Genomic DNA, 22631 nt, shown 5'->3' on the forward strand with positions numbered 1-22631 from the left:
TGGCCGCTCAGCGCCGAGAACGCGCCCGCATCCGCAGCGAGAAACGCATCCGCTGGGGCGGCCGACCCCTGTCACCCGCCGCCTGACCAAGACCCAACCCGGTGATCGTTTCCGGTCACAGCACTAGCCGACAAACTCGACTATCTCTTTGAGACCGTCCGACCTGCCGAGTCGCGCGAGTACACCTATAAAGAGGTTGAGCAGGGCATCGCGCGATCCGCCCACGGGGTGACGATGTCCCACACCTATATCTGGCAATTGCGCAGAGGCAAGCGTGACAATCCCACGCTGAAGCACCTCGAAGCGCTGGCGGACTTCTTCGGCGTGCCGACGACCTACTTCGTCGACGACGCGGTGACCGTGCGAGTCGACCGTCAGCTGAAATTGATGACCGCGATGCGGGACCTCAACGTACAGCGGGTCGCCCTGCGGGTGTCGGGTCTCTCCACCGGAGGTCTCGACGCCCTGTCCGCGATGATCGACCACCTTCGCTTGGTGGAAGGCATCTCCTCCCCAGACGACCCCTCCCCCCCCGAATGAGTGACCCTCCCGGACAACAGGCGTCGCGAGGAATCAGAAGGTGACGGGCAGCCGCAGGAGTCCGTGACTTCGGAACGACGCCTGCCATGAGAGCTCGTCGACGGGTGCGGCGAGCGCCAGATCAGGGAACCGGCGTACGAGAGCGCCGATCGCGATCTGTGCCTCCGCGCGGGCGAGCGGAGCCCCGAGACAGTGGTGGATGCCGCGCCCGAACGCCAGGTGCCCGTCGCCTTCCCGTGCGGGGGTGAAGGCGCCGGGATCGCGGTGGACGGCCGGGTCGCGGTTGGCGCAGGCGAGGGAGAGCAGGACGGTCTGGCCCGCCGGGATCACCGTGCCGCCGATCTCCACGTCCTGCAGAGGGAAACGCCGGATCGCGTACGGCGTGGGGGTCATGAAGCGGGACACCTCCTCGACGAAGGGCGGCAGCAGCTCCGGGTCGCCGCGCAGGGCCGCGAGATGTTCCGGCTCGCGGAGCAGCATGAGCATGCCGTTGCCGATGAGATGCACCGTGGCCTCGTATCCCGCCCAGAGGATCAGGAAGGCGAGGGAGACCAGCTCCTCCTCGCCGAGCCGGTCGTCCTCGTCCCGCGCCGCGATCATGGCGGACAGCAGGTCGTCGCCGGGCGCCGCGCGCTTGCTCGCGACCAGGTCCTGGAGAAAGCGGGCCATGTTCGCGACGGCGACCTTCGCCTGCTCCGGCTGCCCGGGGTCGGGGGCGACGAGCGTCGTCGTCCAGCGCCGGAAGTCCTCCAGGCCCGCGGCCGGTACTCCGAAGAGCTCGCCGATCACCAGGAGCGGCAGGGGCACGGCGAGAGCCGCCATGAGGTCGGCCTCGTTCCCGGAAGCGACGACGTCCAGCAGGCCGTCGGCGAACGCCTGGATCCGGGGCCGCAGCGCCTCGACGCGCCGCGCGGTGAACGCCTTGGCCACCAGACGGCGGACGCGCGTGTGGTCGGGAGGGTCCATGTTGAGCAGGTTGGCGTCCAGAACCGGTGGAAGGGCGAATCCCGTGTATCCGCCGCGGGCGCTCGCCCTGTTCAGGGAGAGACGAGGGTCGTTCAGCGCCGCCCGCACGTCGGCGTGGCGCGTCACCAGCCACACCGCCGCGCCGTCCGGGGTCGTTGTCCGCAGCACCGGGCCCGCCTGCGACCACAGGGCGTAGGCGGGGTACGGATCGGCCATGAATCGCGGATCGTTGGTCAGTGAGAACGTGCCGATCACCTCGGCCTGCTCGCTCATCGGGCCTTGTTCCCCGTCTCCGGCAGACGTTCCATGAGCTCGCCGGCCCGCGCCTGGGCCACGACCGGGTCGCCCGCGAACGCGCGGGCGACCTTGACGAGCCAGGCTATTTCCAGCGACATGTCGGTGTCCTTTCCCGCGTCCGCCGTTCCCTGGCCGGATGGGACGGGCTCGCCGTCCGAATCTCTCGCCCGCAGCGCGGCGGCGAGTGCGGCCGCCTCCACCGCCGCGGAGAGGTCCTCCCCTTTCAGGCCGAGTTCGCTCGCCCGGGCGAGTGCCGCGGCCTCGACGCGCGGATCGCGGTAGCCGCGCAGGGTCAGGGCGCCGTCGCGAATCTCGATCACCCGGCGGGTCAGCAGGTAGCGGATGTCGCGCAGGATGAACCTCTCCGCCAGCGGTGAAGGCGGAGCTTCGAGCGCGATGTCAGGGCTCGCCTGGTAGAGAGAGAACCACAAGGGACGCAGCCGCCGGTACTGGCGTCGTTGACGCCACCAGTCATGGGCCAGAGAGAGCTGGGGTCCTCCTCGCGGGACGAGCGTCAGGCCGAGAACCTCGATGATCGCGCCCATGCTGGTGCTCACCTGCGCGAGGAACTCCCAGCGTCGTGGGTCGGCGCCCAGGAGGGGGCCGATGACGTCGGCGGCCCTGACGGCCGAGTACACCAGTCCGAGCGCCGAGCCCACCGCCATGAGCCTCAGTCCCCGGCGCAGCCACACCTTTCCCGACAGCGGGGCGTAGCGCAGGGCCATGCGGATGACGTCGATCTTCGTCACCGTGAACGCCGTCAGGTAGAAGATCAGATACACCGCGTACGTGGGGATTCCCGCGAAGTGAACGGCGAAGTCCCTGCTGTGGTCGCCGCCCCGTGGGGTGACGGCGAACAGGGCCGCCATGATCAGCAGCACCACCCCCACGCCGGCCAGGCGTCTCCGCATCGTGCGCCAAGCACGGGCCGGAGGATTGGACCACAGGACGAGCATGGCCTGCTGCGCGGCCGTGAAGAGGATGACCAGGCTCTGCGCCAGCAGGCCGGCGATCTGGGCCACTCCGAGAAGCCGGTCCACGCCGACCCAGACGACGGGCACCGACACCGTGAACACGGCCGCGAGGCATCCGAACGACACGCACATCGCGATCGCGCCCGGATCGCGCTGTGAGGTGATCACGCGTGTCACCTGCCAGAGGAACGCCGCCGCCACCACGATGGCGGCCAGCGGGTAGAGCACGTCGTTCAGGCTGCTCATATGGCCTCGTCGCCTCCGTCGAGGGACTTGATGATCCGTTTCACCACGTCGGTGGCGTCATCGGGAACCGTCCACGTGCGATCGTGCGCGTAGTCTCCGATCTCGGTGAAGATGAGGGTCGCGATCGTCTCCGCCTCGGCCTCTTCCTCTTTCGCGTAGTACGTCCGAGCCAGCATGCGCCGTACCATTTCGGGATCGAGGTCGGGCACCAGGGCGCGCGAGGTCGCCTCGTCCATGACGGTTTCCGTGCCGTGGCCGCACAGGAGGTGACCGATTTCGTGGAGGATTATCTGCAATCGGTGTGGTCCGCTCGTCGCGGCCTGGTAGAAGACGTAGTCGGTGTCGTGAGTGGAGACGCACAGGCCGCACGGGCTGTGCGGCGGCAGGTCCTTGGGCACCAGCACGATGCGCCGGCCTCGCTTCTCGGAGAGCCGCTCGCAGAATTCGCCCACGTCGAACGGCTTCGGCAGGTCGAGGTCCGCGACCATCCGGCTCAACCGGCGGCGTAACCGCCGGCCCCTGGCGCCCGCTTCCCGGAAAGGGATGTCACCCATCGCCGCCAGACCGGTATGTGTCCCACTTAATGAGCACAGTAACACCAAACATGGATATGGGTGGGTTTCGGCTGATTGCTCCTTATTACATTATCATGTGGGAGTAGCCGAAGGCGGCTTACTGCGTCATCGAGGCGAGCCTTTCGCCCGGTCAAGGGCCGTCAGTGCGGCGCGGACGATGTGAGGAGCGACCAGGTGTGCTCCTGAGCTGCTGAAATGCACGTCGTCATCACGTATTGATATATTACCCACCTTATCGGGACACGGGGGCCCGGATGGGCACACCTGACGCCCAAGGTCCATTACAGTGACATAATTCGAATTCTTTTGGGCCCAGTCCGTATAAAGGCGCCGCAGGTGTTCGGTCGTCACGAAGGCCCGCCCGCACCCCGCGGGGTCGAGGTTGAACTCCCCACCACAGGACGAACCGCCGGATCCGCTGGCGCTCCACGCGGGAAGCAGGAGCATCACGCGCGCCCCCTCCCGGACCAGCCGTCCCAGAGCGGCGTCCCAGTCGGCGTACCGGTGCCGTGTCCACTCCGCCGAACCAGCCTTGAGAATGCGGCCGTCCACCCGTGCGTCGGTCCGGTCCCGGGCGCTGTGCCACAGCACCACCCGGGGGTGATACCGGCGGACCAGTTCGTCCTGGAGCCGCGGAGTGCGCTCGGCGCAGGTCGCCGCGCGGGCGAACGGGTGCCCGGTCTCGTCGAGCAACAAGGACGACCCGATGCCGCAGCCGGGCCGCGCCGCGGAGACCAGGGTGTGGCCGTACGCGCGGGCCTCCTCCGCCAGCGCTCGCTGGAGGCTCGCCGCGATCGAGTCACCGACCAGGCCGATCACCGGGCGGCGCGGATCCGCCCCTCGGGGGACGATGAGGCCCTCGCTCTGCCTGACGTAGTCGGGTTCGGGCTTCGCGTCCGAGGTGCCGGAGAACGCCGCGGCCGAAAGAGCGATGAGGGCCGCCCCCGCGATCGGGAACACGCGCGCGGCACCGAGCCGGAACCCCTTGATCGAACCGCGCCGGACCGGCGTCTCGACGAACTTGTACGAAAGGACGCTGAGGACGACCGAGACGGCCACGTGGACGCCGACCAGGAACGGGCCCGAAACGCCGATGCTCTCCGGCGTGAGGATGGCGATCACCGGCCAGTGCCACAGGTACAAGCTGTAGGAGGTGGTGCCCGCCGCCACGGCGGGGCGGCTGGACATGAGGCGTGCGACCACGCCCGAATCCGGCCTCAGCGCCAGGCCGCCGACCAAGGCGGCCGAGGCGACGGAGACCGCGAGGGATCCGCCGTGGTAGTAGACCGGCCCTCGGTCGTCGACCAGCGCGAACAGCACGACCAGGGCCGCGAGACCGCCATAGGCGAGCGGACGGGCGAGCGCCGCGCCCCGCTTCGCGAGGACCGGTATGAGCACCGCGAGCCCGACGCCGGAGAGGAGCTCATGCAGGCGGGTGTGCGTGCTGTAGTAAGCGCGGGACGGGTCGGACTCCTCGTACAGGAAGCCCAGGGACGCCACCGAGCCCGCGAAGGCGATGATCACCGTGACGGCCACCAAGAGCCTTCCCCGGCGCCGGAAGCGCCGGATCACGGCGAGGGCCGCCACCACGAGAACCGGGAACACCAGATAGAACTGTTCCTCGATCGCCAGCGACCAGAGATGCCGTAGGGGGGACGGCGCCTGGAACTCGCTGAAATACGAGCGTCCCTCCGCGACGAACTGCCAGTTGGCCACGTAGAACAGCGATGACACGAGGTCCTGGCGCAGCGGCAACTTCTGGTCCGCGGGCCGGGTGGCGGCGTAGACGGCGATCACCGCGAGCAGCGCGAGCACGGCGGGCAGCAGCCGCCGGGCGCGGCGGAGCCAGAACCCCGCGAGATCGACGCGACCCGTGCCGCTCGACTCCCTGAGCAGTAGCCGGGTGATGAGGAACCCGGAGAGGACGAAGAAGACGTCCACCCCGAGGAACCCGCCGGGCAACCACGGCGCTCCCAGGTGGTAGACGAACACGGCGGTGATCGCGAGGGCGCGCACGCCTTCCAGCGCCGCGATCCGTTCGTGCGCGGCCACGTGGTCCCTCTCGGGCACCCCGCTGCTCCTTTCCGGTCGTGTCCGGGCGATCGGTGAGGCTCAGTCGGCGCGCGGCCGCCAGCGCATCGCCGTACGAGAGGCGCTGAGGCCCCCGAGCAGCCCGGTGAGAACCGCGAAGGACCCGGCACTCGTCGCGGTGGAGAGCAGGATCGGCCAGGAGAACGACCCGCTCTGGGTCAGGGAGATGAAGAACTGTCCCTGCCAGACGGCCACCAGCGCGCCGACGACCGTGACGAGTACGAGGGGCATGGACAGGTTCCACAGCCCGAGCAGGACGAACACGCCGCGGCGGTCGGTCTGAACGGCCAGCGGCGCGAGCTCGGCACCGAAGATCAGGAACTCGGCGGCCGAGCTGATCATGACGGCCAGCAGCAGGATGGCCAGGCCCGCTGTGGCGAACAGGACCGTCCAGTCGCCGTACGAGGCGGTGTTGTTCGCGCCCATCAGCCACCCCTGGCCCGGACGTTCGACGTGCGGGCGTTCCAGGGTCGCGTACGCGGCCCTCTTCACCGCGCCCTGTCCTCGGTCTCCCGAATCGGCCAGGACCACCAGCCGCTCCGGACGCTCGCCTGTAGTGGCGACAGGGCCGGAACGGACCCGCAGCGGCTTTCCGTTGCCCGCCCACCGTTCCAGTTCGTCCAGCCGGACGTCACCGGTCGTCCCGGACATGGGCGTGGATGACGTGGAGCAGGTCAGCCCCAGTCGCCGCAGCACCGGGCACGGTGCCCGTAGCTCCTGGGGCAGCGCCTCGGGCGGCAGGCCTTCCGCCTCCGGCCGTGACGCAGGCGGCCGCGACGGATCGAGGGCCACGACCTCATACCCGGACGGGAGAGCGGCGGTGAACCACCGCACATTCTGCTCGGTCAGGGTCGCCGCCCTCACGAAGAGCACACTGTCCCCGAGACGGGCCTGGGCGATCCTGGCGTCCATGCCCATGGAACCCAGCCAACTCGTCCACACCTGGACCTGCGTGATCAACCCCAGGCCGATGACGATGGCGACCGACAGCCGCACCACCACGCCGGGGCGGGCGGTGATCCATCGGCCCGCGATGAGCGCGGCGGCCCACCCCCGTAGCCGTCCGAGCCTGGCGAGCCCGGCGCCGAGGCGGCGGATGACGACGGCGGCCACCGAGGGCACCGTGGCCCACAGCAGCACCGACCCCGCCATGTACAGGAAGAATCTGGTCAGGCCCGTCCAGTAAGGACTGGCCGCCACGAGGAGCAGCCCCAGCCCGCACACGACGAGGCGCCATCGGGGGATCGGACGGGCGAAGACCCTGGGGCGGGTGGCTCTGCCACTGCGATCCGCCCGGTGGAGCGCGAGAACGGCGCCAAGGACCAGCGTGAAGGAGGCCACGGCCGCCAGAGGGATCGCCCAGGCCGCCGAGCGCATGTCCTCGGCCCCCACGAGGTATCCGGTGATCGGCAGCCTGGTGTCCCCGATCATGAGAGCCGCGAGCGGCAGGACTCCGGCGGCCGTGCCCACCGCGACGGGCATCACCGCCTCGCCCACCGTGAACATCGCCCGATGTCTCCAACCACCGCCGAGGGCGGTCAGCAACGCGTTGCGCCGGTCCCGGCCGGCCGAACCGCACCGGGCGGCCACCACGACCAGGACCGCCGCGGGGCCTCCCGCCACGACGAGCAGCACCATCAGGAACTGCGAGAGCGGCGCCACGTCGAGGACCTCGCCGAGCGCTCCCGGCCGGCCGGTGCCGAATCCGGTGATCTTGGTCCAGCGGTTGCCTCGCGGGGGATCGACGCCTGGCGGTCGGACGTAGGCGTAGCGTTCGTTCACCGAGCCCAGCCCTTCCGGGGCGATGAGGCCGGCGTACCGCCCGTAGCGTTCCTTGATCTGCTCGCCGGCGCCGAGCCGGAGCAACTCCGGGGACAGGAAGGCCTCCCCGGGTTCCGGCCAGCGGGGGATGCCAGGCGGAGGAGGGGCGGAGGCGTCGAGGGGCACGAGCATCGACACCTCGTGGGTGAGGTCTCCGACGGCGTCGCCCTGCAACAACAGCATCGCGACGGCTTCGTGTCCCTCGGTGTAGCGCGGGTTGCGGTGCGCGTTCCGTTCGTCGCGGCCGTGGTAGACCGCGGTCACCGCGAGGAGGGCCGTCGCCGTCAGGGTCGCCATGGCGGCCGCGAGGATCAGCGAGAAGAAGCGAAGCCTGTTTCCCGGCGAACGCTCACGCGCGGATCGGCCCATACGCAGGAGCTGGACCCACAACCGGCTCTCCCGGCGCCCGGAAGCCGGCCGGGCGCGGGTCATGCGAGGGCCTCCGCCAGATGTCCCATGTCCAGCCGCAGCGTGCGGTCGGCGCGATCGGCCACGGCCGGATCGTGCGTCACCACCACCAGGACGCAGCCGTGCCGCGCCGGCAGCGAGAACAGCAGGTCGGCCACCGAGTCGCGGGCGGCGCGGTCGAGCGAGCCGGTCGGCTCGTCGGCCAGCAGCACGGCCGGCTCGGTGATCAACGCTCGCGCCACGGCGGTCCGCTGGCGTTCGCCGCCTGACAACATGCCGGTCGGCGTCTCGTCGGCGGGCACGCCCAGGCCACGGAGAAGATCCTCGGCGGAGGCATAGGCACGCTTGTGGTCCTGGCCGGCCAGCAGCGCGGCCAGGGCGACGTTCTCGACCGGCGACAGCTCCGGCAGTAGCTCTCCGAACTGGAACACCACGCCGAGATTGGCCCGGCGATGTGCCGCGAGGGCGCGTCCGCGCATGCGGGTGATGTCCCGCCCGGCCACCCAGACGGCACCCTGGTCCGGCTTGACAAGACCGAGGACGCTCATGAGCAAGGTGGTCTTGCCACTCCCGCTCGGCCCGGTGACGGCCACCGACTCCCCGCGGGGAACGGTCAGGTCGACCCCGTCCAGGACCAGTCGCCCGCCTGCCGAGTGCCGTAGTCCCTCGATCCGTAAGGCCCCAGGGTCTTCCGCGACCAAGATGTTTTCTCCCAGAGATATGCGAGCGGGTTTTGCGGACACCCGAAGAGGTGCCCTCCAGCCGGACCTTTTCATATCGGCCGGTCGGTCTAGTTATAAGACCAGGCGCTGAGCTCGTCCGGTCCGGTCCTGCTGACGCCCACGCGGATACGCGTGATGCTCGAGCCGGCGGCGCTGGTCACCACGGTCCCGGCGGAATGCGTGTTGTTGATGTTCAACTGGTTCTCGCTGCTGGTGCGGAAGTAGTTGCCGTAAACGTCGTTGTCGTTGTGCTCGTTCCTGACGCTGATCTTCGTGTGGCTGTCGTGGGTCCAGCCGGTCACCTTCCCGGAGATCTGGGCATAGGCAGCGTACGCCCCGGAGACCGGGAGCAGGGCAGCGGCGGCCAGTAGACCGCCTGCGACGACGGCGATCCTGCGTCGACTCATCTGGGTGTCTCCTTCTGGCTGTGCATGGCCCGAGAGGTGAAGGGCCTTCCGGTGACCATGTCTGCTGAAAGAGATGATTTCGCCCGCGCGCATTCACTTCGTATGGTTCGCGCATTCATGCGGCATGGCCGGGCGGCTCGTTCGACGTGCCGCCCGGCTCACGCGATCGGCGTTTCCGCCATGTACCCGATGAGACGCGAATATGCGCGGGCAGAATCGGTTTCCGTGGAGCCTGTCGGTCGCTGATCTCCAGGCGTACCGCGTGGTGCGCGGGATGTGGTTACTTGAGGCCCTTGTCGAGGCCGGCCTTGCGGAGGGCTTCGGCGAGGGCGCCGCCGGGGGCGGGGGCGCGGTCCTGTCGCGGCTGGCCGCCGCCGCGGCGGTCGGGCTTCTTGCCGCCACCGCCACCGCCGCCACCGCTGCGGTTGCGGTCGCGGCCGCCGGAGCCGTCCTGCGCGCCTTGGCCGCCGCCGGAGCGGGCCGGGGTCTCGTCGTCGAGGCGCAGCGTGAGCGAGATGCGCTTGCGCGGGATGTCGACGTCGAGCACCTTCACGCGGACGATGTCGCCGGGCTTGACCACCTCGCGAGGGTCTTTCACGAAATTTCTGGACATGGCCGACACGTGCACGAGCCCGTCCTGGTGCACGCCGATGTCCACGAACGCCCCGAACGCGGCGACGTTGGTGACCACGCCCTCCAGCAGCATGCCCGGCGACAGGTCGGAGAGCTTTTCGACGCCCTCCTTGAACGTCGCCGCCTTGAAGGCGGGCCGCGGGTCGCGTCCCGGCTTCTCCAGCTCCTTGAGGATGTCGGTGACCGTCGGCAGGCCGAAGGTGTCGTCGGCGAACCGGGCGGGTTCGAGCGTGCGCAGCACTGCGGTGTTGCCGATCAGCGTCTTGAGGTCGCCGCTGGTCGCGTCGAGGATGCGCCGCACCACGGGGTAGGACTCGGGGTGCACGCTGGAGGCGTCCAGCGGGTCGTCCCCGCCCGGGATGCGCAGGAAGCCCGCGCACTGCTCGAACGCCTTCGGCCCGAGCCGGGCGACGTCCTTCAGCGCGCGCCGCGAACGGAACGGGCCGTTGGTGTCGCGGTGCAGCACGATGTTCTCGGCCAGGCCCGAGCCGATGCCGGACACGCGGGTCAGCAGCGGAGCCGAGGCCGTGTTCACGTCCACGCCGACCGCGTTCACGCAGTCCTCGACCACCGCGTCCAGCGAGCGCGACAGCTTGGTCTCGGCGAGGTCGTGCTGGTACTGGCCGACGCCGATCGACTTGGGGTCGATCTTGACCAGCTCGGCCAGCGGGTCCTGGAGGCGGCGCGCGATCGACACCGCGCCGCGCAGCGACACGTCCAGGCCGGGCAGCTCCTGCGAGGCGTACGGCGAGGCGGAGTAGACCGAGGCCCCGGCCTCCGACACCACGATCTTGGTGAGCTTGAGCTCGGGGTGGCGCTTGATGAGATCGCCCGCGAGCTTGTCGGTCTCGCGGGACGCGGTGCCGTTGCCGATGGCGATCAGCTCGACGCCGTGCTCCCCGGCCAGCCGGGCCAGCGTCGCGATCGACTCGTCCCAGCGCCGCCTCGGCTCGTGCGGGTAGATCGTCTCGGTGGCGACCACCTTGCCGGTGGCGTCCACGACCGCGACCTTCACGCCCGTGCGCAGGCCCGGGTCCAGGCCCATGGTCGGACGGGTGCCCGCGGGCGCGGCCAGCAGGAGGTCACGCAGGTTGGCGGCGAACACGCGCACGGCCTCGTCCTCGGCCGCCTGCCACAGGCGCATGCGCAGGTCGATGCCCAGGTGGACGAGCACCCGCGTGCGCCACGCCCAGCGCACGGTGTCCAGCAGCCAGCGGTCGGCCGGCCGCCCGCGGTCGGCGACGCCGAAGTGGCGGGCGATGCGCACCTCGTAGGAGCTCGGACCGTCCTCGGCGGGAGCCTCCTCGGGCTCCAGGGTGAGGGTGAGCACCTCCTCCTTCTCGCCCCGGAACATCGCGAGCACGCGGTGCGAGGGAAGCTTGGTGAAGGGCTCGGCGAAGTCGAAGTAGTCGGAGAACTTGGCCCCGGCCTCCTGCTTGTCCTCCCTGACCTTCGCCACGAGGCGTCCGCGCGTCCACATCTGCTCGCGCAGCGGCCCGATCAGGTCGGCGTCCTCGGCGAAGCGCTCGATCAGGATGGCCCGCGCGCCCTCCAGCGCCGCGGCGGCGTCGGCCACGCCCTTGTCGGCGTCGACGTACTGCGCGGCCGTCCGCTGCGGGTCGTTGGACGGGTCGGACAGGAGCAGGTCGGCCAGCGGCTCCAGCCCCGCCTCGCGGGCGATCTGCGCCTTGGTGCGGCGCTTGGGCTTGAAGGGCAGGTAGATGTCCTCAAGCCGGGCCTTGGAGTCGGCCGCCATGATCTGCGCTTCGAGCGCGTCGTCCAGCTTGCCCTGGGAACGGATCGACTCCAGGATCGCCGCGCGCCGCTCCTCCAGCTCCCGCAGGTAGCGCAACCGCTCCTCGAGCGTGCGCAACTGCGCGTCGTCGAGCATCTCGGTCGCTTCCTTGCGGTAGCGGGCGATGAACGGCACGGTCGCGCCGCCGTCGAGCAGCTCGACGGCCGCCCGCACCTGCCGCTCACGCACGCCGAGTTCCTCGGCGATCCGCTGATGAATGGAGATCGTCACGGTCTTGGTCCGCCTTCGGTTCGAGGTCCGGGGAAGATTGTGCACGCCCCGTCCCTCGATTGTCGCGCCCCGCCGGGCCGAGCAGGGCTCGGTTCGCCCTCGGCCGCTGCCGCCGGGCGACTACGGGAACGCGAAAGGGAGCCGCGCCCCGCGCGCGGCTCCCCTCCGAGCCCGGGGCTAGCCCAGGCCGTTCTTCATCGCGGTGATCAGCTCGCCGTTGGTGGTGTCGCCGCTCAGCTCCCAGAAGAAGGAGCCGCCGAGACCCTGGTTCTTGGCGTAGCCCATCTTTCCGGCGATCGTGGCCGGGGTGTCGTAGCTCCACCACTGGTTACCGCAGAAGGCGTACGCGGTGCCGGCGATGGTGCCGTTGGACGGGCAGCGGGTCTTGAGGACCTTGTAGTCCTCGATGCCCGCCTCGTAGGTGCCGGGGGCCGCGCCGGTCGCGGTGCCGCCGGGGGCGGCCTGGCTCACGCCGGTCCAGCCGCGGCCGTAGAAGCCGATGCCGAGCAGCAGCTTGCTGGCCGGGACGCCCTTGGACTTCAGCTTCTGGATCGCCTCGTCGGACGAGAAGCCCTGCTGCGGGATGCCGGAGTAGGGGGTGAGGGGCGAGTGCGGCGCGGTCGGGCCCTGCGCCGCCCAGGCGCCGAAGTAGTCGTAGGTCATCACGTTGTACCAGTTGAGGTATTGTGCCGCGCCGCCGTAGTCGGCCGCGTCGATCTTTCCGCCGTTGGAGCCGTCGGCCGTGATCGCGGCGGTGACCAGGTAGTTCGCGCCGAAGCGGTTGCGCAGCGCCTGCATCAGGTTCTTGAACGAGGCCGCCCCGCTGGTGTCACAGGTGAGGCCGCAGGCGTTCGGGTACTCCCAGTCGATGTCGATGCCGTCGAAGACGTCCGCCCAGCGCGGGTCCTCGACCAGGTTGTAGCAGGAGTTCGCGAAGGCGGTCGGGTTGGCCGCCGCCTGGCCGAAGCCGCCCGACCAGGTCCAGCCGCCGAACGACCAGAGGACCTTGATGTTCGGGTACTTGGCCTTGAGCTTGCGGAGCTGGTTGAAGCTGCCGCGCAGGGCGCCGGCGTCCCAGGTGTCGGCCACGCCGTCCACGCTCTCGGCCGCGCTGTAGGCGCGGTCGTAGTCGGCGTAGCTGTCGCCGATGGTGCACTGGCCGTTGGTCACGTTGCCGAAGGCGTAGTTGATGTAGCCGAGCTTGGCGGCCGAGCCGCTCGTGTCGATGTTCTTGACGTGGTAGGCGCGCTGGTAGACGCCCCACTGGGCGAAGTAGCCGAGCAGCTTGTTGCCGCCACCGCCGCCCCCGCCGGGCTGGGTGGTCACGTTGAGCGTGTTGCTGACGCCCGAGAGGTTGCCGGCCGCGTCGCGCGCCCGCACCGTGTAGGAGTACGCCGTGCTCGCCGACAGGCCGGCGTCGGTGTAGCTCGTGCCGCTCGCCGTGGTGACCAGGGTGGTGCCGCGGTAGACGTTGTAGCCGGTGACGCCCACGTTGTCGGTGGAGGCGTTCCAGGCCAGCGAGACGCTGGAGGAGGTCGTCCCCGTGGAGCGCAGGTTGCCGGGCACGCTCGGCGCGGTGGTGTCGCCGCCGCCTCCGCCGGGCTGGGTGGTGACGTTCAGCGTGTTGCTGACGGCCGAGAGGTTGCCGGCCGCGTCGCGGGCGCGCACGGTGTAGGAGTACGCGGTGTTCGCCGTGAGGCCGCCGTCGGTGTAGCTGGTGCCGGTCGCGGTCGTGACCAGGGTGGTGCCGCGGTAGACGTTGTAGCCGGTGACGCCCACGTTGTCGGTGGAGGCGTTCCACGCCAGCGAGACGCTGGAGGAGGTCGTCGCCGTGGAGCGCAGGTTGCCGGGAACGCTCGGCGCGGTGGTGTCGCCGCCGCCACCGCCCACGGGGGTCCACAGCGCGGGCACGTTCGGCGGCTCCCAGCCCACGAGCGAGGTGTGGCTCTGGACGCACCGGTAGTCCACGCCGTTGTACGTGACGATGGTGCCCGCGGTGTAGGCCGTGTTCGGAGCCCAGGCCGCCGCCATCGCGACTTTGCTGGACACGGTCGCCGTGGCGGACGCGCTGGGGCCGAGGGCCACTGCCGTGCCGAGCGGCAGGACCATCGCCCCCGCCGCGATCATGACTTTCACGAACTTGAGTCTCATATGGTGCTCCACGTCCATCAGGCGGAGTGAAATGGGGGGTCGAGCTGGACGTAAACGCGGTGCCGGCGCGCCACCGAAGGGGGGCGCAGCGTCGGCCTGTCGCCGGGTGTTACCGAGGCGACTGGGGGAGCTGGAGGGGAAGTCGGCGGTGATCGCGGCATGGAGCGACCTTCCTACCTCGGACTGAAGCCCTTACTTTTAGGAAGCTTTCCTTTTAATTAGCTGGAAACCTACCCGGAGGCGCTTGCGCCGTCAATGTTTTGCGGGCATCGGACTCGCCCTGGGCCTCGCGCGGGAGCGCCCCGCTGGTCCGCGGCCGATCGCCGGGGTTACGCTCTGGAGTCATGAACACGGACAGCCAGGGTCGTGAGACGTACGAGCGGTACCGGGCGGCCGTCGAGGCGGAGACCGACCGGCTCGCCGAGGCGGCACGGAAGGCGGGGCCGGACGCGCCGGTGCCCACCTGCCCGGGCTGGACCATCGCCAAGCTGGTCAAACACGTCGGCCTGATCCAGCGGTGGGCCGAGCACATCGTGCGCGAGCGCGTCCAGCAGAGGATCAGCCCCCGGGAGGTGCCCGTCACGCTCCCCGGCGACGTGGACGGCTACCCGGACTGGCTGGCGGACGGGGCGCGGACGCTCGCGGCCACGCTGCGCGCCGCCGAACCCGGCGACGCGGTGTGGACCTGGGCCCCCGGGGGGAACGCCCGGTTCTGGGCGCGGCGCATGCTGCACGAGGTGGCCGTCCACCGGGCCGACGCCGAGATCGCCCTCGGCGGCGAGCCGCGCTTCGACGCGGACGTGGCGGCGGACGGGGTGGACGAGCTGCTCGCCAACCTGGCCGGCTCCCCGGGCGTGGCCGAGCGGCTGGCCGCGCTGGACGACGCCGGGCGCACCCTCCACTTCCACGCCACCGACGCCGAGGACGGTGAGTGGATGGTCACCCTGGGCCCGGAGGGGTTCACCTGGACGCATGGGCACGGCAGGGGCGACGTCGCCGTGCGCGGGGCCGCGGGCGATCTGCTGCTGCTCGCCTACGGCCGTCTGGCGCCCGCCGGCGATCGGTTCGAGGTCTTCGGCGACCGCGACCTGCTGGCCCGCTGGCTGGAGGCGACCCCGATCTAGCGCGTGCCTGTCCTCGGCGTGATGGCGCCCGCCTCCTCCTCGGGTCCCGGGTGTCATGGGCGGACGTTCAGATGCGCTGCGCGGACCACGGGCGGACGTCCAGCGGCAGCTCCGGGATCTCGTGCGGCCGGTCGGTCTCGACCTCCTCGACCATCTCGCTGGGCAGGACACGCTCCGGGAGGCTGCCGAACCTGACGAACCGCAGGTAGGCGTACTCCTCGGTGGTGAACGTCTCCGAATGGCTTTCCTCGGCCATCTTGTGCCTCCTCACCTCAGACCATTGTGGCCAGCCGGTCATCACGCAGCAATCGTGCGTCCGGTGCGAACCCCTTGGAACCGCTCCCTTCCTTATGAGGGCGGACCTGCGGGCAGTGCGAGACCCAGGGCGGCCGAGGCACGCCGTAAGCTGCGGTTATAGGGAGAAAGGCATTGTCGGCAACGGGGAGGCAATCGCGATGGGGGAGCTCTCCGTATGGCACTGGCTGATCGTCGCGGCGGTGTTCATGCTCCTGTTCGGCGCCAATCGCCTGCCGGAGGCGGCCCGGTCGATCGGGCGCTCTCTGCGGATCTTCCACAGTGAGGTCCGCAAGTTGGACGACGACGAGGCGGTTCCCGCGCGCCCGGCCGACCCGGGAGCCGGCGAGGGGCGGTCCCGGACGCCGCCCGGGACCTGACGGCCCTCGCGTTCGCCGAAGTCCGCCTGTTTGATCGCCGGCCGGTCGGCCGCCGTCGTCCTCGCCGGCGGTCCGCGTCCCGCCGCGCGCGAGCACGACCGGTCGTCAGGCGGGGCCGGGGCGGTGGGGGAGACGCCGCCAGTCGGGGCCCAGGGCGTCGGCGTACGCGGCGCGCTCGTGGGAGAGCTCGGCCCAGTTCTCCGGCTCCTCCGCCACCGCCAGGCAGTCGCTGCCGTGCAGGCCCCACACCTCCGCCTCCACCCAGCACAGATGCCGGTACTTGCGCGGCGACATCGCCTGTGCGCCGAAGTCCCACCCGACCGCCGAGACGGCCTTCCCGGAGAACTGCCGGGCCGCCCGGTCGGCGTACGCCTTCCTGGTGACGGTGTCCGGGTGCAGGAAGGACAGGTCGAATCCGTTCAGCCCGAGCCCGAAGGCCGCCAGGCCGTACAGGAACGTCGCCCGGATCCCGCGCCTGGCGCAGAAGGCGGCGATCCGCTCCGCGCCGCGCAGGGCGCCGGCGTACGACAGGACGTACAGGCGCTGGAGCGGGTGCGCCTCCAGGTAGCGGCCGACGGCGGCGACGATCGTGGCGCCGGAGGCGACGGTGTCCCCGACGAGCAGGGTGTCGGCGGGCGCCTCGATCTGCGCGTAGGACACCTCGACGCGGGCCGAGGCGGGGGACACCGCCACGCGGGAGGTGGCGATGAGGTTCACCGGCAGGTTGTGGCCGCTCTGCTGGACGACGGCGTCGCCGAGCTGGTAGAGCAGGCCCTTGCTGAGGATCATCAGCTCGGCCGTGCGGTCGGGCTCGTACTCGTCGCCGAGGTGGGCGATGAAACGGCGGCTCGATTCCAGGCAGGCGCGGCGGAAGCCCGCGCCGACGAGGTTCCGGTCGAACAGCAGCCGTTCGAGCGCCCGGTTGTGCACCACGTACAGCCGGGACGCGCCGGTCCCGGCCTCGATCAGCTCGGCGGTGCTGTCGCCGGCGTCGACGATCACTTGGTCCTCCAATATGTCCCTTGTCGGGCGTGCCCGGACTCGTCGGGCCATCTGGGCTTTCTGGGCATGCCGGTACTCGTCCGGACTGCCGAAGGTGAGGGGCGTGAGGGTCAGCAGGCGGTCCGTGCCAGGTGGTCCGCCACCGCCGCCACGTTGGACAGCGCGTCCCCGCAGGTCTGCGCGGGGCTGAAGCGCCGTGAGCCGCCGGCGCGGACGACCGCGAGCCTGAACGCGTCCGCCGAGCCGCTCCCGTACAGCATCGACGCGATGACGCCGAACTCCGGCCGGGATCTCAGGCGGACCAGTTCCTTCCAGGAGGCCTTGTGGTGCACGAACCCGTCCACCCGCATCCAGCGCAGCGCGAGGTCGAGACGGCGGTACGAGAGCAGCCGTCCTCGCGTGCCGTTCGCGGAGCCGTGGAGCCCGCAGGACAGCGGACCGAGGGGAAGGTCGGTGAGGATCGCCGTGTCCAGGTCGTGCAGGTAACAGCGCAGATAGGCCGCCGACAGGAACTGCGCGAGGCGGTTGCGCGCCTGGCTCGGGACCGGCGCGGGCAGCGTGCGCTCGACGAACCGCCTGACGAACGCCTGGCCTTCCAGCCGCTTGGGGGAGGCGGCCATGATGTGGGCCACCCGCTCGTACGGGCGGTCCCAGGCCCGCGCCACCGTGTGCGCGAGCCCGGTCAGCTCGCCGCCGGGGCCGAGTTCCTTTTTCCACTGTTCGGCGATTACGGGGGCGATCGGGTCACCGAATCTGGGGTGCCAGCGGAGATCCGGGTGAACGTGGATCGGCCGCGTGGAGGCGTACGGATTTCGCGCGTCCTGGCGGAACTCGCGCGCTTTTCTGTCGCGATACGCGGTCAACTCCGGGGTGGGCGACGTATGGCGCATGAGGCCCTGGCGGACGAGCGGTTCCATATGCGCGAGGAGAACGCCGAACCACGGCACCTCGAAGATGTAGGACGATGGGAAGAGAAGGTACGAATCGGTGAGCAGAACGGCCAGGCGCGTCGCGGTCAGCGCCTGCTCCAGCACGGGGGCCGCGTCGTCCGCGACGACGTCCTTCCCGTAGCAGGCGAGGATCTCCGGGTTGACGTACTGGATGAAGACGGGCCTCTCCCGCCGGTAGCCGCCCTCCATCCCGGCCGGGCGCTCCGCCACGGAGAGGGACCGCTCCGGCATGAGGTTCACCGAGAGATCGCGGGTGAGGTTCACCGAAACGTCCCGTGTGAGGTTCACCGAAAGATCCCGCGCCGCCGTGAACGCGTCCCGCCGCGCCACCACCCGCTGCTCCGTCCGCTCCCGTGCCCGCGCCCGCCTGCGGTCAACCTTCATCGCGCGCCCCCGACTCCCCGTGCCCATCCGCCCGCCGGTCCACCCGGCGGATCGCATGCGGGTCGGGGCGCTGGTGGGGGTGCGAGGTGATGTGCTGGTCTCGGCCGGCGGTGTAGGCGTCGCGGCGGGCGGTGATCCGCTGGACCACGGTGAAGCTGTCGCGGGCCGCGAGCTGCCGTACCTCACGGACGAACTCCCGCAGCTCGGGGGCCGCCTCGCCATGCCGGCCCAGGAAGTCGGTCAGGATCGCCGCCCAGCGCTGCCGCTCTTCGGCGACGGCCGGTTCGAGCGAGCCGGGCGTCGTCCGCAGACGCTCTTCGGTGATCTCCAGTTGCCCGGTGATGTCCTGGTCGCCGTCGTGGCGGTGACGGCTGAATATCGTGGCCAGCCGGGCCTTGGCGATGTCCCAGGTGTCTCTCGTCATCGCCTGGACGAGCGCGGCTCCTGCTGTGCCTGCGAGACCTGCCAGAGCGGGGTCCATCGCGTTACTCCTTCTCGTGCGACGCGTTCCCCACTGACGACTGATCGGTTCTTTGCCAGGCTAGTATGCTCCCGCCGGATGGCGCTTTTCTAGAGATTTGTAAACGTTCATGTAAACAGTGGCAGATCGCCCGAACTTGTTGGCCAATGACCGTTTGCGTGCAAACCGTGAACCGCTTCATTCATGCAAAATGCCTATATGTCACGACCACGGCAACGCTCGCCCGCTCGTGTGGCGCGGCGGCTACGCGCTCATGCGCTCAGAGGCCGGCGGGGACAGAAGGTCGGGCAGCGGAATGCCCAGCGCCCACTCGGCGAGATCACGGCGGTCGAGCATGGCCAACCCCGCGCCCTGACCCTCGCGTAAGGCGGCCGAGGTGTAGCCGCTGGAGGTGACGAGCAGGCCGGTGTGCCCGGAATAGGCGTGCGCCAGGGCGCCGAGCAGGTTGCGCACATGCGGCGAGCCGACGTTCGACGACCAGCGTTTGCACTGCACGGCGAACACCCGCCCGTCCGGAGCGACGCCCACCACGTCGACCCCACCGTCCCCCGCGCGGCCCGTCACGCGGACCTTGCGGAAGCCGTCCCGCCGGAGCAGGGCGGCCACCAGATGCTCGAACTGCTCGCCGTTCATCTGGTCGATCGTCTCCAGGCGGGCGTTGGCCTGGAGGAAGTGGTCACGCCGCCGGCGCGCCCGGCGGGCGAGGAGCAGCGCGACGCCGACGGCCACCACCGCCGCGACGAGGGTGGACACCAGAAGCCACCCCGCCGACGCGCGCACGAACCCCACCATCGCGTTCATCAGCGGGACCGCCACCACCAGCACCACCAGCGCCCACATGACGCCGTCGCCGCCGGAGCGCCGCCCCACGCGCCGGGCCGTCCGCCGTCGCGCCATCTGAACCTCCCTGAGACCCTGAGACCCACCGGCACCTCGACATCGAGATGGCCACACGAAGAGTCTGAACCCCGCCACCGACAAAATCGGTACCCGAGCCCGCCACCTGCGCGGGGCGGGCACACTCGCTCGTACGGCCCGCGGATGCCATGGATCAGCCGGCGCCAGAGTGTGGTCGGCATTGATCATTACAGGACGACTCGGGGTGGCGCACGATTATCGGGATCTTGGCCGCGCCTGCTGGGATTTCGGACGCGCCGCCCGAAGACCGGCCACGGGCCGGAAAGGCCGGCGCACGGCCTGTCCGTCGGCCGTCCGGAGCCTCACCCTGTAATGGTCAGTATGTGGTGGTCACTGTGTGGCGGCGGTGCGCAGGGCGTGGAACTGCTTCAGGAGGGCCGGGTCGCCGGAGAGGCGGACCGAGGAGTCGTCCCCGCGGTTCCACAGCCAGAGCAGCAGCGGGACGGCGTCCCCGCTGACCAGCGCGTCCCCGTCGAACCCGGTCTTCGCGTCCTCCACGTGGATCCGCCACGGGAGCACGCCCTCGCCACGGACCGCCCTCAACGTCCACGCGTGGTGGCTCGTGGAGACCGAGACCGGCCGCTCGTCCGGATCGTCCAGCAGGGTGCCGAAATCGTCCAGCCAGTGGGTGCTCCCGTAACCGAGGAAGAGCTTGAGGACCTCGTCGATGCCGTCGAGCGCGAGATCGCCGGGGATCGGGGAAACCGGGCGCCCGGCCGTCAGCTCGGCGTCGACGCGGTGGATCAACGTCTCCTGGGCCATGCGGCGGATCCAGAAGCCCACCGTCTGGTCGGGTTCGTGCCACGTGGCCGCGCGATCCTCGGGGGAGTGCGCCGAGAACTGCCCGATCAGCACGGCGTGGGTCTCGTCCAAGGTGGTCACGGGGTCGTCGTCGAGGACTCCCGGGGGCCATTCCTCGGGGAAGGCTCCGAGCCGGATGCTTTCGGCCTTGTGCAGGTAGACCTTGGCGACGTGGTGGGCAAGATCGGCGGCGCTCCAGTCGGGACAGGACGGCACCCGGGCGGACGGGTCGGCCGCCGCGACGGCGTCCCTCAGCAACGCGAAGTCGTCGTGCAGACAGCCAAGAAGGCGAGAGAAGTCCATCCTCCAATCGAACCAGCCCCCGCCGCCGACCTGTACCGAATATCCGCCGAGCCGTCCTCCGTCCTCTCCCGCCCTGGATTTCGCTCACGGACGACGGACGATCAGCGAACCGACCCGACGGCGCAGACGCCGCATGGGCGGTAGCCCGCCGCTCGGGCCTGCTCGGCGGTCCCGAACTTCAGGAACCCGTGCAGGTCGTAGCCCTGCGCCTCCCCGCCGGACCGGCCCGCGTGAAGCCCCCAGCAGTCCTCGCGGACGTGATAGGCGTCACCGGCGCCTGTGGCGATCAACTCGTGCATCAAGACGGTCCTCTCCTGAGTCATCGCACCGCGCGACGAAAATATCCTCCCCGCCTTTCCCCTGGTTCGGTAGTGGGTCGCGTTCAGATTCGGCTCGCGAACATCTGGATATATCGACAGGCCGCCGCCGGTCGGTCACCGCGGCAAGAACGGAAACATCGGCCTCAATGTGCTCGGTATTCACGCGGGCGACGTGGGGAGCACGCTGCCGGCAAGATGTATGGGCAGTTCAGAGGCATGGTCGCTGTAGCCGGGTCGCCCGGGATCGCAGCGGCGAGGTCGCCCGGTCCTCCGCGCCGCCGGTTTCGTCCCGGCGATTTGAATGAATGGCGCACGTCCGGATCCGGCCGTTCATCGACCGTGCCGGCGTCTTTCTGGATTCCCGGCGGAAAATGTCGGTGCGGCGGTCTAGCATTCTGCGTCATATGACGTTCCTCGAAGCGGCGCCCGGCCCGGCCGCTTCGCTTCGTGGGCAACGCCCAGGCTTCCTCTGCCCTGCCGCCCTCGGCGACCCGGGGGCGGTTCTCCCCTTCAGCGACGAACGGAGCTCTGGCATGAACACCCCCGATGTCCCGCCCTCTGCCCGCTCGCCCGTACAGCGCGCGGCGATCAACACCGCCAAGATCGTCGGTGCCCTCGCCGGGGTGGCCGCCGTGCTGTGGTCGCTGGTCGCCGTCGTACGCCTGGTCGTCGCCCATCACGTCGTCGTCCTGCTCGCCCTCGCGGTGCTGGGCCTGGTGATCGCCACGTGGGGTGTCGTCAGGGAGGCCGAGAAGCGCAAGGCCGCGATCCTGGAGGAACGCATCCGGGACCGCGCCCGCTGGGAGCTCGTCGACGCGATGAGCGGGACCGACTTCGAGAACCTGGTCGCCGACCTGCTGCGCCGCGACGGGTTCCGCGACGTGCGCAGGGTCGGCCGCAGCCATGACGGCGGCGTCGACGTCGTGGCGCGTGCGGCGGACGGCCGCCCGATCGCCGTGCAGTGCAAGCGCCAGGCCGCGCGCGTCGGCGCCGACCGTGTCCGCAACCTCATCGGCGCCGTCAACGGCAGCGTCTACGACGGTCACCGCGCGGTCCTGGTCACGTCGAGCGTCTTCACCGGCCCGGCGGCCCGGGAGTCGGAGAGCCGGGTGCTGCTGGTCGACCGCCACCGCTTGGGAGAGTGGATGAAAGGCGAGTCCCTGAAGGTGTGACGGCCCCGCGTCGGTGACGCCGCCACTACTCACCCAGGGCCGTGATAGGGAAGTTCAGGGAGTGGGCGTGTGCTGTACCGGGACGTCGGCGGACGCGTGGCTCGCGCGGCGCGGAATTGTCGGTGGGGGCGGTTAACGTACGCCCCTGTGACAACCTCCGGCATCTCTCCCGCAGCCGCGCCGGCGGGCGCCGCCCGCGCCGTTCACCGCGCTCGGGCGCGGGACGATCAGGACAGCCGTTCCCTGCACTTCCGCGACCCGCTGGGCAACGTCATCGTCGTGGTCCAGATGAAGGACGCCGCCTTATGATCACCGTCGACCAGATCCGCGGGGTCGCGCTCGCGCTTCCGCGTACCACCGAGCACCTCATCCACGACCACGTGAAGTTCCGGGTGGGCAAGATCGTCTATGTGTCCATCTCCCCGGACGAGACGCTGATGGGCTTCGGGTATCCGAAAGAGGAGCGAGCCGCCCTGGTCGCCCTGGAGCCGGGCAAGTTCGTCATGCCCCGTCCGTCCGACGAGCGCTTCAACTGGGTGCGCGTCCGCCTGTCGGCGATCGACGAGGCCGAGATGCGCGAGCTGGTCGTCGAGTCCTGGCGCATGGTCGTCCCGAAGAAGGTGTCCGCCCTGATCCCCTAGCCCC

The 22631-nt window shown here is 70.2% G+C and carries 22 protein-coding genes; 6 read left to right on the plus strand and 16 right to left on the minus strand.

Features of this window, described 5'->3' with window-relative positions; all coding sequences use genetic code 11:
- Window positions 1–234 precede the first annotated feature (234 nt).
- The gene (locus DQ384_RS34595) at window positions 235–540 is read left to right on the plus strand and encodes a helix-turn-helix domain-containing protein (RefSeq protein ID WP_181871575.1); all 306 of its coding nucleotides are present in this window, start codon (window positions 235–237) and stop codon (window positions 538–540) included.
- A gap of 33 nt (window positions 541–573) precedes the next feature.
- Here DQ384_RS34595 and DQ384_RS34600 read toward each other — a convergent pair whose 3' ends face one another.
- From DQ384_RS34600 to DQ384_RS34640, 9 genes are all read right to left on the minus strand, one after another.
- The gene (locus DQ384_RS34600) at window positions 574–1779 is read right to left on the minus strand and encodes a cytochrome P450 family protein (RefSeq protein WP_220183292.1); all 1206 of its coding nucleotides are present in this window, start codon (window positions 1777–1779) and stop codon (window positions 574–576) included.
- Window positions 1776–3023, minus strand: a complete 1248-nt coding sequence (locus DQ384_RS34605; protein WP_114033099.1) for an MAB_1171c family putative transporter — start codon at window positions 3021–3023, stop codon at window positions 1776–1778. Before DQ384_RS34605 ends, DQ384_RS34600 begins: the two co-directional genes overlap by 4 nt.
- Entirely contained in the window at window positions 3020–3511 is a 492-nt protein-coding gene (locus DQ384_RS34610) for a hypothetical protein (RefSeq protein ID WP_114033100.1), read from the minus strand. The genes DQ384_RS34605 and DQ384_RS34610 overlap by 4 nt, the downstream gene beginning before the upstream one ends.
- Before the next feature lie 192 nt (window positions 3512–3703).
- A complete protein-coding gene (locus DQ384_RS34615) occupies window positions 3704–5668 on the minus strand; it encodes an acyltransferase family protein (protein WP_181871576.1) in 1965 nt (654 codons plus the stop codon).
- 42 nt (window positions 5669–5710) lie between these two features.
- Window positions 5711–7942, minus strand: a complete 2232-nt coding sequence (locus DQ384_RS34620) for a permease (protein WP_147268991.1) — start codon at window positions 7940–7942, stop codon at window positions 5711–5713.
- Complete coding sequence (locus tag DQ384_RS34625) at window positions 7939–8619, minus strand: ABC transporter ATP-binding protein (RefSeq protein WP_245966992.1); 681 nt, start codon at window positions 8617–8619, stop codon at window positions 7939–7941. Before DQ384_RS34625 ends, DQ384_RS34620 begins: the two co-directional genes overlap by 4 nt.
- 89 nt (window positions 8620–8708) lie before the next feature.
- Window positions 8709–9047, minus strand: coding sequence for a hypothetical protein (locus DQ384_RS34630; protein ID WP_114033104.1), 339 nt, complete (start codon window positions 9045–9047; stop codon window positions 8709–8711).
- A 280-nt stretch (window positions 9048–9327) separates the two neighbouring features.
- Entirely contained in the window at window positions 9328–11706 is a 2379-nt protein-coding gene (locus DQ384_RS34635; protein ID WP_114033105.1) for a Tex family protein, read from the minus strand.
- A 177-nt stretch (window positions 11707–11883) separates the two neighbouring features.
- The gene (locus tag DQ384_RS34640) at window positions 11884–13857 is read right to left on the minus strand and encodes a glycosyl hydrolase family 18 protein (protein WP_114033106.1); all 1974 of its coding nucleotides are present in this window, start codon (window positions 13855–13857) and stop codon (window positions 11884–11886) included.
- Between the two features lie 344 nt (window positions 13858–14201).
- Here DQ384_RS34640 and DQ384_RS34645 point away from each other — a divergent pair, with 344 nt between their 5' ends.
- Window positions 14202–14981, plus strand: coding sequence for a maleylpyruvate isomerase family mycothiol-dependent enzyme (locus DQ384_RS34645; RefSeq protein ID WP_114033107.1), 780 nt, complete (start codon window positions 14202–14204; stop codon window positions 14979–14981).
- Window positions 14982–15048: 67 nt separating this feature from the next.
- Here the strand turns inward: DQ384_RS34645 and DQ384_RS34650 are convergent, their stop codons facing one another.
- Window positions 15049–15237: a hypothetical protein gene (locus DQ384_RS34650; protein WP_114033108.1), complete on the minus strand. Its 189-nt coding sequence runs from the start codon at window positions 15235–15237 to the stop codon at window positions 15049–15051.
- 199 nt (window positions 15238–15436) lie between these two features.
- Between DQ384_RS34650 and tatA the strand changes: the two genes are divergently transcribed.
- The gene (gene tatA / locus DQ384_RS34655; RefSeq protein WP_114033109.1) at window positions 15437–15655 is read left to right on the plus strand and encodes a Sec-independent protein translocase subunit TatA; all 219 of its coding nucleotides are present in this window, start codon (window positions 15437–15439) and stop codon (window positions 15653–15655) included.
- Between the two features lie 105 nt (window positions 15656–15760).
- Here tatA and DQ384_RS34660 read toward each other — a convergent pair whose 3' ends face one another.
- The 6 genes from DQ384_RS34660 to DQ384_RS34685 form a co-directional block, all read right to left on the minus strand.
- Complete coding sequence (locus DQ384_RS34660) at window positions 15761–16657, minus strand: hypothetical protein (RefSeq protein ID WP_114033110.1); 897 nt, start codon at window positions 16655–16657, stop codon at window positions 15761–15763.
- Between the two features lie 110 nt (window positions 16658–16767).
- On the minus strand, window positions 16768–17991 hold the full coding sequence (locus DQ384_RS34665; RefSeq protein ID WP_147268992.1) for a hypothetical protein: 1224 nt from the start codon (window positions 17989–17991) through the stop codon (window positions 16768–16770).
- On the minus strand, window positions 17981–18472 hold the full coding sequence (locus tag DQ384_RS34670) for a hypothetical protein (RefSeq protein WP_147268993.1): 492 nt from the start codon (window positions 18470–18472) through the stop codon (window positions 17981–17983). The genes DQ384_RS34665 and DQ384_RS34670 overlap by 11 nt, the downstream gene beginning before the upstream one ends.
- 243 nt (window positions 18473–18715) lie before the next feature.
- A complete protein-coding gene (locus DQ384_RS34675) occupies window positions 18716–19369 on the minus strand; it encodes a restriction endonuclease (RefSeq protein ID WP_181871577.1) in 654 nt (217 codons plus the stop codon).
- A 351-nt stretch (window positions 19370–19720) separates the two neighbouring features.
- Window positions 19721–20494 (minus strand): maleylpyruvate isomerase family mycothiol-dependent enzyme, encoded by a 774-nt coding sequence (locus tag DQ384_RS34680; RefSeq protein ID WP_114033114.1) that lies wholly within the window; start codon window positions 20492–20494, stop codon window positions 19721–19723.
- Between the two features lie 101 nt (window positions 20495–20595).
- On the minus strand, window positions 20596–20793 hold the full coding sequence (locus DQ384_RS34685; RefSeq protein ID WP_147268994.1) for a hypothetical protein: 198 nt from the start codon (window positions 20791–20793) through the stop codon (window positions 20596–20598).
- Between the two features lie 554 nt (window positions 20794–21347).
- Here DQ384_RS34685 and DQ384_RS34690 point away from each other — a divergent pair.
- The 3 genes from DQ384_RS34690 to DQ384_RS34695 all read left to right on the plus strand — a co-directional run bounded on the left by DQ384_RS34690 (window position 21348) and on the right by DQ384_RS34695 (window position 22627).
- On the plus strand, window positions 21348–21986 hold the full coding sequence (locus DQ384_RS34690) for a restriction endonuclease (RefSeq protein WP_181871578.1): 639 nt from the start codon (window positions 21348–21350) through the stop codon (window positions 21984–21986).
- Window positions 21987–22133: 147 nt separating this feature from the next.
- Window positions 22134–22295 carry a hypothetical protein gene (locus DQ384_RS41740; RefSeq protein ID WP_181871579.1) on the plus strand — a complete coding sequence of 54 codons (162 nt, stop codon included), beginning with the start codon at window positions 22134–22136 and terminating at the stop codon, window positions 22293–22295.
- Window positions 22292–22627, plus strand: a complete 336-nt coding sequence (locus DQ384_RS34695) for an MmcQ/YjbR family DNA-binding protein (protein ID WP_114033117.1) — start codon at window positions 22292–22294, stop codon at window positions 22625–22627. The genes DQ384_RS41740 and DQ384_RS34695 overlap by 4 nt, the downstream gene beginning before the upstream one ends.
- The last annotated feature ends 4 nt before the right edge of the window (window positions 22628–22631 follow it).

Origin of the sequence: Sphaerisporangium album, from assembly GCF_003323745.1 — a bacterium.
In the GTDB taxonomy this organism is placed as follows: Bacteria; Actinomycetota; Actinomycetes; order Streptosporangiales; family Streptosporangiaceae; genus Sphaerisporangium; species Sphaerisporangium album.

Bases quoted from the DNA above. Each gene is read 5' to 3' on its own strand.
- DQ384_RS34595 (WP_181871575.1), top strand. From the start codon at position 235: ATGTCCCACACCTATATCTGGCAATTGCGCAGAGGCAAGCGTGACAAT.
- DQ384_RS34600 (WP_220183292.1), bottom strand. From the start codon at position 1,779: ATGAGCGAGCAGGCCGAGGTGATCGGCACGTTCTCACTGACCAACGAT.
- DQ384_RS34605 (WP_114033099.1), bottom strand. From the start codon at position 3,023: ATGAGCAGCCTGAACGACGTGCTCTACCCGCTGGCCGCCATCGTGGTG.
- DQ384_RS34610 (WP_114033100.1), bottom strand. From the start codon at position 3,511: ATGGTCGCGGACCTCGACCTGCCGAAGCCGTTCGACGTGGGCGAATTC.
- DQ384_RS34620 (WP_147268991.1), bottom strand. From the start codon at position 7,942: ATGACCCGCGCCCGGCCGGCTTCCGGGCGCCGGGAGAGCCGGTTGTGG.
- DQ384_RS34630 (WP_114033104.1), bottom strand. From the start codon at position 9,047: ATGAGTCGACGCAGGATCGCCGTCGTCGCAGGCGGTCTACTGGCCGCC.
- DQ384_RS34640 (WP_114033106.1), bottom strand. From the start codon at position 13,857: ATGAGACTCAAGTTCGTGAAAGTCATGATCGCGGCGGGGGCGATGGTC.
- DQ384_RS34645 (WP_114033107.1), top strand. From the start codon at position 14,202: ATGAACACGGACAGCCAGGGTCGTGAGACGTACGAGCGGTACCGGGCG.
- DQ384_RS34650 (WP_114033108.1), bottom strand. From the start codon at position 15,237: ATGGCCGAGGAAAGCCATTCGGAGACGTTCACCACCGAGGAGTACGCC.
- tatA (WP_114033109.1), top strand. From the start codon at position 15,437: ATGGGGGAGCTCTCCGTATGGCACTGGCTGATCGTCGCGGCGGTGTTC.
- DQ384_RS34665 (WP_147268992.1), bottom strand. From the start codon at position 17,991: ATGAAGGTTGACCGCAGGCGGGCGCGGGCACGGGAGCGGACGGAGCAG.
- DQ384_RS34670 (WP_147268993.1), bottom strand. From the start codon at position 18,472: ATGGACCCCGCTCTGGCAGGTCTCGCAGGCACAGCAGGAGCCGCGCTC.
- DQ384_RS34675 (WP_181871577.1), bottom strand. From the start codon at position 19,369: ATGGCGCGACGGCGGACGGCCCGGCGCGTGGGGCGGCGCTCCGGCGGC.
- DQ384_RS34680 (WP_114033114.1), bottom strand. From the start codon at position 20,494: ATGGACTTCTCTCGCCTTCTTGGCTGTCTGCACGACGACTTCGCGTTG.
- DQ384_RS34685 (WP_147268994.1), bottom strand. From the start codon at position 20,793: ATGCACGAGTTGATCGCCACAGGCGCCGGTGACGCCTATCACGTCCGC.
- DQ384_RS34690 (WP_181871578.1), top strand. From the start codon at position 21,348: ATGAACACCCCCGATGTCCCGCCCTCTGCCCGCTCGCCCGTACAGCGC.
- DQ384_RS34695 (WP_114033117.1), top strand. From the start codon at position 22,292: ATGATCACCGTCGACCAGATCCGCGGGGTCGCGCTCGCGCTTCCGCGT.